General features: G+C 57.0%; 11 protein-coding genes and 1 pseudogene. 6 read left to right on the forward strand and 6 right to left on the reverse strand.

Annotation, left to right across the window (positions count from 1 at the left end):
- Positions 1-130: pseudogene (locus ACW14G_RS20795) on the forward strand (MFS transporter); the annotation flags it as partial.
- Between the two features lie 33 nt (positions 131-163).
- Here the strand turns inward: ACW14G_RS20795 and ACW14G_RS20800 are convergent.
- Together ACW14G_RS20800 and ACW14G_RS20805 are read right to left on the reverse strand one after the other, a co-directional pair.
- Positions 164-721 (reverse strand): DcrB family lipoprotein, encoded by a 558-nt coding sequence (locus tag ACW14G_RS20800; RefSeq protein ID WP_065356415.1) that lies wholly within the window; start codon positions 719-721, stop codon positions 164-166.
- 73 nt (positions 722-794) lie between these two features.
- Positions 795-1460, reverse strand: a complete 666-nt coding sequence (locus ACW14G_RS20805; RefSeq protein WP_163446784.1) for a 7-cyano-7-deazaguanine/7-aminomethyl-7-deazaguanine transporter — start codon at positions 1458-1460, stop codon at positions 795-797.
- A 181-nt stretch (positions 1461-1641) separates the two neighbouring features.
- On the opposite strand from ACW14G_RS20805, the gene tusA reads away from it, so the two are divergent.
- Both tusA and ACW14G_RS20815 read left to right on the forward strand, forming a co-directional pair.
- Complete coding sequence (gene tusA, locus ACW14G_RS20810; RefSeq protein WP_163446782.1) at positions 1642-1887, forward strand: sulfurtransferase TusA; 246 nt, start codon at positions 1642-1644, stop codon at positions 1885-1887.
- Positions 1888-2067: 180 nt separating this feature from the next.
- Positions 2068-3963, forward strand: coding sequence for a bifunctional metallophosphatase/5'-nucleotidase (locus ACW14G_RS20815; RefSeq protein ID WP_249022639.1), 1896 nt, complete (start codon positions 2068-2070; stop codon positions 3961-3963).
- 47 nt (positions 3964-4010) lie between these two features.
- On the opposite strand, the gene zntA is transcribed toward ACW14G_RS20815, so the two are convergent.
- Positions 4011-6212, reverse strand: coding sequence for a Zn(II)/Cd(II)/Pb(II) translocating P-type ATPase ZntA (gene zntA, locus ACW14G_RS20820; RefSeq protein WP_249022640.1), 2202 nt, complete (start codon positions 6210-6212; stop codon positions 4011-4013).
- 78 nt (positions 6213-6290) lie between these two features.
- Entirely contained in the window at positions 6291-6917 is a 627-nt protein-coding gene (locus ACW14G_RS20825; RefSeq protein ID WP_167574887.1) for a lysoplasmalogenase, read from the reverse strand.
- A gap of 141 nt (positions 6918-7058) precedes the next feature.
- Here ACW14G_RS20825 and ACW14G_RS20830 point away from each other — a divergent pair, with 141 nt between their 5' ends.
- Positions 7059-7418, forward strand: coding sequence for a DUF2500 domain-containing protein (locus ACW14G_RS20830; RefSeq protein WP_064541500.1), 360 nt, complete (start codon positions 7059-7061; stop codon positions 7416-7418).
- Between the two features lie 34 nt (positions 7419-7452).
- On the opposite strand, the gene ACW14G_RS20835 is transcribed toward ACW14G_RS20830, so the two are convergent.
- Positions 7453-7731, reverse strand: coding sequence for a DUF1145 family protein (locus ACW14G_RS20835; protein WP_064541345.1), 279 nt, complete (start codon positions 7729-7731; stop codon positions 7453-7455).
- Positions 7721-8317 carry a 16S rRNA (guanine(966)-N(2))-methyltransferase gene (rsmD, locus tag ACW14G_RS20840; RefSeq protein ID WP_163446772.1) on the reverse strand — a complete coding sequence of 199 codons (597 nt, stop codon included), beginning with the start codon at positions 8315-8317 and terminating at the stop codon, positions 7721-7723. The genes ACW14G_RS20835 and rsmD overlap by 11 nt, the downstream gene beginning before the upstream one ends.
- Positions 8318-8495: 178 nt before the next feature.
- Here rsmD and ftsY point away from each other — a divergent pair, with 178 nt between their 5' ends.
- Both ftsY and ACW14G_RS20850 read left to right on the forward strand, forming a co-directional pair.
- The gene (gene ftsY, locus ACW14G_RS20845; protein ID WP_249022641.1) at positions 8496-10013 is read left to right on the forward strand and encodes a signal recognition particle-docking protein FtsY; all 1518 of its coding nucleotides are present in this window, start codon (positions 8496-8498) and stop codon (positions 10011-10013) included.
- A 2-nt stretch (positions 10014-10015) separates the two neighbouring features.
- A partial coding sequence (locus ACW14G_RS20850) for an ATP-binding cassette domain-containing protein (protein ID WP_455648760.1) occupies positions 10016-10170 on the forward strand: 155 nt, incomplete at its 3' end.

Below are 10170 nucleotides of genomic sequence, written 5' to 3' on the forward strand. Positions count from 1 at the left end.
CACCCCCGGGCCGCCGGCCGGGCTGTTTTTGCCAGGGAGGGGCGGGTCCACAATCTTTCCGGCGGCGGCGGGGCTGGTGGCGGTAGCGCTGCTGCTCGGCTGGCGGCTAAAAAAACGGCCTCTGGCGTAGTCACGCGAGAGGCCGTGAGATCATCAAGCGAAATTAGTTGATGACCAGCGTATTAATGATTTTCTCAGCATCAGCCTGCGCCTGTTGCTGGTTGTCCGCTGGCAGCGTCACCTGCAGGGTCAGCAGTTTGTTGTCGATTTTGCCCAGTACTACGGAAGAGTAGGCGGTCTGCCCTTTGGCAGAGATGATGCTATCAAGCTGCTGCAGCGTGTGGCCTTTCATCTCGATGGATTTGTTGGTCACCACCTGTAGCTGCGGGTCGCGGCTACGCTGTTGTTCTTCCAGACGATTTGCCAGCACGGACAGCTCTTCATTGGTGCTATCGCCAACGATAACAATGATCGCTTTCTGGCCAGTGGCATCCGAGTAGACGTGCATGTTGTTGCTCTGGGTGCCCAGTTTACCGCTCTGGTCGGTCATCCCGGCAGGCAGCGTGAAGCTCAGCTTACCGTCCAACAGGTTAATCGACTGACCCGCAGCATCGCTGGCGGCTGCCGAACCCTGTGCCGGCGTGCTGGTATCGCTGTTGTCGCAGGCGGCAAGCCCCATCACCAGCAGGCCAATACCAACATATTTCACCAATTTGCGCATTGACTTCTTCCTTTCGCTAAATAGCCATAAACGGCTCATCCGCCTATCTTAACACAACCCGTCAAATGAACCTTTAACCTGGCTGCATTGCCGACAAATCAGATTTATCTGCCAGCCTTTTCAATAGCATATTCAGCAGTACGCCGTACATCGGCAGGAAGAAAATAATGCTAATGAGCACTTTAAAGCAGTAGTCGACGAGGGCGATTTCCACCCAGTGGTCGGCCATAAACGGGTCGGTGCTGCGCCAGAAGGCAATGAAGAAGAACGCCAGCGTATCGCTGATGTTGCCAAACAGCGTGGAAGCCGTCGGCGCCAGCCACCAGCGACGGTTCTGGCGCAGGCGGTTGAACACGTGAACGTCAAGGATCTGCCCCAGCGCATAGGCCATAAAGCTCGCGGCGGCGATACGGGCGACGAACAGGTTAAAGTGCGCGAGCGCGCCAAAACCCTGCCATTGGCCCATATAAAACAGCGATGAAATCACGTAGGAGATCATCAGCGCCGGGATCATCACCGCAAAGACAATACGTCGAGCCAGCGGCGCGCCAAAAATGCGCACGGTGAGATCGGTGGCGAGGAAAATAAACGGAAAGCTAAACGCGCCCCAGGTGGTGTGGAAGCCGAAAATCGTTACCGGCAGCTGCACCAGATAGTTGCTGGAGGTGATCACCAGCAGATGGAATAGCGATAGCCAGACCAGCGCATGGCGGCGCTGTATAGAGGTAAAGGGAGTCATATTGTACCTTTTTAGTGGTTGGGGTGAGGGAACCCAATAAACTGCAAACTCATTGCAGGGGCGGAATGATACTGCTTTCGTACGTCATTGCAATGGTTGTTTTTCGCGCAATCGTTAACCTGGTTGCGTCGTCGCGCCGTCGGCGTAAACTAGGCGCGTTTTTTATGATGACGAGATGATAATGACCGATTTGTTCTCCAGCCCCGATCATACCTTAGACGCGCAAGGGCTGCGCTGCCCGGAGCCGGTAATGATGGTGCGTAAAACCGTACGCACGATGCCGGTGGGTGAAACGTTGCTGATTATCGCCGACGATCCCGCCACCACGCGCGATATTCCCGGCTTTTGCCGCTTTATGGAACATGAGCTGATTGCCCAGCAGACCGCGTCGCTGCCGTATCAGTATTTGCTGCGCAAGAGCCATTAATCGCGAACGGCGGCCTTACCCGGACTGTTTTCAAACCGTGGCCGCCATTTCCCTTCCGCTAGCCCGCCTAACCTTGAACTGCCTCTCAGTTTTATTGTTTACCCTGTAAAGCCTCTGGCCAAATTATTGATGTGAATCGCATAATTTCCCCTCATTTCCCTTCCGGCACCACAAATAACAATGAAAAAATCACTCTTAGCACTGCTGCTTTGTTTAGGTACCTCTACGGCGATGGCTGAACCGGTCAATATCACGATTCTGGGCACTTCCGATCTCCATGGCACCTTCGTCCCCTGGGATTACTCGACGGATACCGAAAATCTGGCGGGCAGCCTGAGCCAGATTGCGACTCAGGTGCGCGAAGTGCGCAGCCAGCAGCCGAACGTCATCCTGGTCGACGCGGGCGACACCATTCAGGGCAACTTTGTCGAAACCTTCAAAAACGACAAAACCAGCCCGATGATCCTCGGGTTTAACGCCCTGGACTATGACGTCTGGGTGATGGGCAACCATGAGTTCGACTTTGGCCTGACGTCGCTGTCGACCTCGCTGAACCAGTTTAAAGGCTCGGCGCTTGCCGGGAATATTCTGTGGGACAGCGGCAAACCTTATCTGCCCGCGTATAAAATCATTGAACGTCAGGGGGTGAAGATCGGCATTATCGGTATGGATACGCCGATGACCGCTGAGTTCGCTAAAGGCACCGACCGCGTCAAAGGGCTTAACTTTACCGACCCGGTACAGGCGGTGAAGCAAACCATCCAGCAGATTCAGGGCGAGGTGGATGCCATCGTGCTGGTGGCGCACATGGGGATCGATAACGAGAACCAGCGGCCGGGAACCGGCGTCGGGGATATCGCGCGCGCTAACCCTGAGCTGGCGGCCATCGTCGCCGGGCACATGCACGTGAAGGTCGATAAAGAGGTGATTAACGGCGTCATCGTGACCGAACCGGATAAATACGGCCGCGCGCTGTCGCGTATCGACCTGCAGTTTGAGCAGCACAACGGCAAATATGTGCTGATCAACAAAGACAGCTACACCTATTCCATCAAAGGCATGGCGTCAGACAAGGCGCTGGAAGAGGTCTATCAGCCGTACCACAAAATCCTGCGCGCCAACGCCAATCGGCCGATCGCGCAACTGACTGGTCAGGATCTGGTGCCGCCGGATGCGGTGAAAGGCATTCCGCAGGTCCATATTCAGGACACCGGTATTAGCAAGCTGTATCAGGAAGCCAGCCGCCACTATGCGCCGAAGGCGCAGGTGATTGCCCTGCAAATTGATAACGACCGACCCAAACTGAATGTGGGCACCATTACGGCAAAAGATATCGCCTTTAACTATCAGTATGCGGGCGGCGAAATTACCGTGTATCAGCTGACCGGCAAAGAGCTGAAAAAGTACATGGAGTGGTCGGCGGGTTACTTCAATCAGCTGCATGATGGTGACGTCACCTACAGCTTTAACCCGCAGCGCCGGGCGTCAAAATATTCCACCAACGACTTCTTCGACGGCGTGACCTACAAGATTGACCTGCGCCAGCCTGCCGGGCAGCGTATTCGCGATCTGCAACTGGCGGATGGTACGCCGGTGACGGACAGCACGCCAATTCGTCTCGGGATGAACAGCTACCGCATGGGTCACCTGACGCAAAAAGGCGGCGTGCTGGAAGGCATGCAGTTCCCGGTACTGTCGGATAGCAAGGCGGAATATGGCGAAGAGGCGGGCACCATCCGCAATCTGACCATCCGCTACCTGACGGAGGTGAAAAAAGGTCACTATCAGGGGCAGGCGGTACAGCGCTGGCAGCTGGTTGGGCTCGAAGGTTACGATCGTGAACGTAAGATCGTCGAAAATCTGCTGAATGACGGCAAAATCAGCGTGCCGATGAGCGACGATGGACGCTATAGCAACGTGGCGTCGTTCAATGTGAAAGCGCTACTGTTTAGCGACCCACAGGCGAAGAAGCAAAAGCAGGCGACCTTGCAGGCAGAGCTTGCGGCGGCAAGCTCACCGGCAGCGAAGAAATTCGTGAGCGACCAGCTGGTGATTCTTGCGGCGATCAACGAGTAAACGTTCAGGGTGCCACCCGGCCTACAGCGGTAGGCCGGGTTGGCTCGCTACTTTCTGCGCAGCAGCCGCAGCGCGTTCAGCGTCACCAGCACCGTCGCTCCGGTATCCGCCAGCACCGCCAGCCACAGCCCGGTCATGCCCAGCAGCGTGGTGACGAGGAAAATCCCCTTCAGCCCCAGCGCAATGGCGATATTTTGCCGCACGTTGGCGTGAGTGGCGCGCGCCAGGCGAATTATCTGCACCAGCCCGGTCAGACGGTTGTGGGTGAGCGCGGCGTCGGCGGTTTCCAGCGCCACGTCGGTGCCGCTGCCCATCGCAATCCCCATTGCCGCTGCCTTCATCGCCGGGGCATCGTTGATGCCATCGCCAACCATCGCCAGCGGGCCTTGGACGTTTAGCGCGGTGACTTCTTTCACCTTATCCGCAGGCAGCAGGTTAGCGCGGTAAGTCATGCCCAGCTCATCGGCAATCGCTTTCGCGGCGCGTGGGTTATCGCCAGTCAGAATCACGCCCTGAATACCCAATTCGCGCAAGCCATCAATCGCTTCGCGAGCCTCTTTGCGTACCGTATCGCGCAGCGCCAGAATGCCCAGCAGTGTGTCGTCGCGGGTGACCAGCACAACGGTATTACCCTCATTTTCTAACTGCTGAATCTGCGCCTGGTGCGCTTCGGCCGGGAATTTTCCTGCGGCGCAGATAACGATGCGCTGACCCTCTACTTCCGCTTCAATGCCCGAGCCCACCAGTGTTCGCTGCGCGGTTGCCTGCGGGATGGCCAAATTCCGTTGTTGCGCTTCACGCACCACCGCCTGTGCTAGCGGATGCGTTGAGCCTTGCTCCACGGATGCCGCCTGTACCAGCAGCGCGTCTTCGCTCAGTTCAGCGGTGGCGATAATGGCTGTCACCTGCGGTTTACCGAGGGTCAGCGTGCCGGTTTTATCAAACGCCATCTGGCGAATCAGGCCAAGTTGCTCCAGCGCCGCGCCGCCCTTAATCAGCGCGCCGTGGCGTGCGGCGGTGGCGAGGCCAGAGGTAATCGCCGCCGGGGTGGATATCACCAGCGCGCACGGGCAGCCAATCAGCAGCAGGGTCAGCCCTTTGTAGATCCACTCTTCCCACGAGGCGGAGAACAACAGCGGCGGCACCAGCGTGACCAATAGCGCAATCGCCATAATCACCGGGGTATAGATACGGCTGAAACGGTCGATAAAGCGCTCGATCGGCGCGCGACGCTCTTCCGCCTCTTCAATCAGACGCAGGATGCGGTCAATCGCGCTGTCGCCCGGTTTGGAGATGACGCTCAGTTGCACCAGACGGTCGGCGCTGGTGGCGCCAGCCGGAACGCTCTCTCCGGCGCTGCGCTCAACGGGGATCGACTCCCCGGTTAATGCGCTTTCGTCAAAGCTGGCGAAGGGGGTGATCAGCTTGCCGTCAGCCGGCAGGCGGCCCCCGGCAGCCACTTCAATCACATCGCCGGGCTGCAAATCTCTCTGCGCCACGGTTTCACGCTGGCCATCGCGCACGCGCACGGCGGTGTCCGGCTTCAGCGCCATCAGCGCGCTAACGCCCTGACGAGCGCGGTTTGCCGCCCAACCTTCCAGCCGTTCGCCGATTAAAAACAGCAGCAGCACCATCGCGGCTTCCGCCGTTGCGCCGATAAACAGCGCGCCGATGGCCGCGACGCTCATCAGCGTTTCAATGGCGAACCAACTGCCGCTTTTTATCAGGCGCAGCGCCTGGCGGGCGATAGGGTATAGCCCAACCAGCGTGGTGACGATAAACGCGAGATTGCCGAAGGGGTGATTAAACTGCTCCAGCCCCCAGCTGATTGCCATCATCACGACCAGCGCAATCAGCGGCAGGTTTTCCTTCAGGCGGGATTCCGGAACCTCGGGCTGCGGCTCATCTTCGCTGCGCAGCGTGTAGCCTGCGGCAGTGACCGCTTTTTCCACCTGCGCACGAATATCTTCATCGGCCTCGACCAGCAGTTTTTCGGTGGCAAACAGCACTTTTGCCTGTTTGACTCCGGCAACCTGGCTTGCGGCCGTCTCTACTTTGCGGGCGCAGGCGGCGCAGTCCATGCCGTTGACGACCCAGCTATAGCGTGCCTCCAGCGCGCTTTCTGGCGCGGCTTCAGCGGTTGCGCACTGGCTGTCGCAGCAGCAGTCTTCCTGCGGCTGTGGCGCGGGGGCAAGTTTAAATGAGGAGAACTGTGGGGCTTTTTTGCCCTGCGTCTCTGGAGTCGACATTGTATCCTCCGGTTAATGATCGTTGTCTCATTAAGCGCAGCATACACTCTGGAGTCGACTCCAGAGTCAAGCAGGAAATTACATATAAAGCGCGCGAACGATAAAGAAGTGCCCGGCAAAGTAACAGGCGGCATAGATCGCCGTATCGGCGCGGAAGCGGCGACGATAGTGGCTCACCTGCCAGACGATGTTGCCGATAAGCAGCAGCGCCGCGCCGACGAAGCCGGACAGGGCGGTATCGGTTGGCCGCAGGAACCATTGCTCGCCCGCGACCCACACCATCACCAGCGTCATGCCGATAAAGGCCAGCACCGGCAGGCGCATCTCTTCCAGCCGCGTCCAGATAACCGCCACCCACAGCGCGCCAATCACCAGCAGTACAACCGGCAGCGGCCAGAAGAAGGTGAAGGTGAGCTGGCTCGTAAACCAGATGGTATACAACAGGTGGGAGAGGAAGAATGCTCCCACGGCGTACAGCATGCGCTGGCGCGGTAGCTGGGTTAACGCATCGCCGACCAGCGCGGCGCACAGGCCTGCCAGCACCAGGTAGCTGATGGCGTTAAACATCGGCGCCTGCCAGGCGAGAAACAAGAGTAAAATGAGTGTGATAGGTTTAAACACCCAGCGTTGCCAGGTGGGGCCACGGTAGGCGGCATCGACATAGAGCCAGCCGGAGAAGAATACGGCGATGAACGACCAAAGCATATTAAGTCCCTGTATCTGTTATCATTAATGGGTACTGTGTAGCCAGTCTTGAATGTCCAGTGTAGTAGTGTGGATGACCAGATGACAATGGCTGACCGCGCCCTTTACTATGATTTGCGTAAATTCTTAAGAGAACCTGAAATGAGCAAAATGCCTCTTTTTTTCATCGTGGTGGTGGCCGTCATCGTGGTTGCAGCCTCGTTTCGCTACGTGCAGCAACGACGCGAGAAGATGGACAACGACGCCGCGCCGCTGATGCAAAAGCGAGTGGTGGTGAGCAATAAGCGCGAGAAGGTACTGAATGACCGTCGTTCACGTCAGCAGACGGTGACGCCCGCGGGCAGCGAGATGCGCTATGACGTGAGCTTTAAGCCGGAGCAGGGCGGCCTGGAGGTGAGCTTTCGCGTCGAGGCGGCGCAGTATCATCAGCTGACGGTGGGCGACAAAGGCACCCTGAGCTACAAAGGCTCGCGTTTCGTTGAGTTTAAGGCAGACCAGTAAAATGCGGCCTAGTGCATGACCAGGCCGGCTGTCGTTACTTTTTCTTCAGGCTGGCGCCAATTTTTTTCTGCCACACCAACAGTTCAAACACGCCAAACAGGAAGATGCGAATTTGTTCTCCGCGCGTCATCTGCGGGCCGTCTTTCGGCAGCGTGGATTTCAGCAGCGCCATCTGCATACCGTGCATCAGCACCATGAAGATCAGCGCGACGTTGACGAAAATATTCAGCGGACGCGGGAACGGGTGAAACAGGTTCAATAGCAGAAATGCCCACACGCACAGCATCAACAAACGACCCAGATTAATCAGCATCCTTTTCTCCCTGTACTTCACGTTGGTAGAGACGATAAGCCACCTGACCGGCGATTTTTTCCCGATGCAGATCCCAACTGGCGGGTACCGGCGGCAGGCCGTTTTCGACTTCGCTTTCGACGTAGATTAACGCGTCACTAGCCAGCCAGCCATTGCTCTCCAGCAAGTGTAACGTCTCTTCCAGTAATCCCTTACGGAACGGCGGATCGACAAACACAATATCGTGCGGCGTACCGGTCTGGTTGAGGAATGCGAGCGTATTCGTATTTACCACTTTTCCGTGCGTCGCCTTCAGCGTGGCGAGGTTCTTTTGCAACTGCTGGGCAACCTGACGCTCCATCTCAAGCAGCGTGGCGCTACCCGCGTAGCGAGAGAGCGCTTCCAGCCCCAGCGCGCCGCTGCCGGCAAAGCAGTCCAGGCAACGGGCATCGACCATCGACGGCGCCAGCCAGTTGAATAAGGTTTCGCGCACCCGGTCGGTGGTGGGGCGCAGTCCCGGACTATCAGGAACAGGGAGTTTACGGCCTCGCCATTGCCCGCCAATAATGCGGATCTGGCCACTGCCGCCGGAAGTTGGTTTTTTCATTTGCTTGCTCTGGTCGCTCTTTCGGCCTGCTATTCTAGCGATCTGCTCTGCCGGGTGAAAGCGGTGAAGCCAGGGAAGTTAAGTGATAGACTAAGCGACTAATTTCATCATTATTTTAGCCTTCGCGTCGATTATGGCGAAGTGGCGCCATCAAAAACAGCGGGGAGTGTGGTTGCAAATGGCAAAAGAAAAAAAACGTGGCTTTTTTTCCTGGCTGGGCTTTGGGCAGAAAGAACAGGAACAGGTTGTTGAATCAGAAGAAAAAATTGAGTCTCAGCCGGTAGAAGAAACGCCTGCTGTCGAGCCGGAAATCATCGCAGAAGAGACCCCGGTCGTTGAAGACGCCCATACGATTGCCGAGAGTGAAGCTTTCGCGTCTGAAGTCGTGGAAGTGACCGAGCAGGTTGCGGAAAGCGAAAAAGCACAGCCGGAAGCGGTTGAGGCAGTCGAACCGGTTGCTGAAGCACAGCCGGAAGCGGTCGAAGAAATCGAGTCGGTTGTTGAAGCTCAGCCGGAAGCGGTTGAGGAAATCGAGCCGGTTGTTGAAGCACAGCCGGAAGAGGTTGAAGAAATTGAGCCGGTTGTTGAAGAACAACCGGAAGTGGTCGAGGAAACCCCTTCGGAGCAGGATGAAGCGATTGAACCTGAGCTGACCGACGAAGAGCTGGAAGCGCAAGCGCTGGCAACACCGTCCGAAAACGAAATCGTCGAAGAAGAAGCGTCGGTAGAAGACGTGCCTGCCGACGACGCTCAGCAGGAACAGGAAAAGCCGACCAAAGAAGGCTTCTTCGCGCGACTGAAACGCAGCCTGCTGAAAACGAAAGAGAATCTCGGTTCCGGATTTATCAGTCTGTTCCGCGGCAAGAAAATCGACGACGATCTGTTTGAAGAGCTGGAAGAACAGCTGCTGATTGCCGACGTCGGTGTGGAAACCACCCGTAAGATCATCAGCAGCCTGACCGATACCGCCAGCCGTAAACAGCTGCGCGACGCGGAAGCGCTGTACGGCCTGCTGAAAGACGAAATGGGTGAAATTCTCGCAAAAGTGGATGAACCGCTTAATATTGAAGGCAAAACGCCATTCGTTATTTTGATGGTCGGCGTCAACGGCGTGGGTAAAACCACCACCATTGGCAAGCTGGCGCGTCAGTTCGAACAGCAGGGTAAAAGCGTGATGCTGGCGGCGGGCGATACCTTCCGCGCGGCGGCGGTTGAGCAGCTGCAGGTTTGGGGCCAGCGCAACAACATTCCGGTGATTGCGCAGCACACCGGCGCAGATTCTGCTTCGGTCATTTTCGATGCTATCCAGGCGGCAAAAGCGCGTAACGTCGATGTACTGATCGCTGATACCGCCGGGCGTTTGCAGAACAAATCGCACCTGATGGAAGAGTTGAAGAAAATTGTCCGCGTGATGAAGAAACTCGACGTTGATGCGCCGCACGAAGTGATGCTGACCATTGACGCCAGCACCGGGCAGAACGCGATCAGCCAGGCCAAACTGTTCCATGAAGCGGTCGGTCTGACCGGCATTACGTTGACTAAACTCGACGGTACCGCCAAAGGCGGGGTGATATTCTCCGTGGCGGATCAGTTCGGCATCCCGATTCGTTATATCGGCGTCGGCGAGCGTATAGAGGACTTACGTCCGTTTAAAGCGGGCGATTTTATTGAGGCACTTTTTGCCCGAGAGGACTAACAATGATTCGCTTTGAACACGTCAGCAAAGCCTATCTCGGCGGGAGACAAGCGCTGCAGGGCGTCACTTTCCACCTGCAGCCGGGCGAGATGGCATTTCTGACCGGCCACTCCGGCGCGGGTAAAAGTACCCTGCTGAAGCTTATCTGTGGGATTGA

The sequence above is a fragment of the Kluyvera sp. genome, assembly GCF_965301105.1.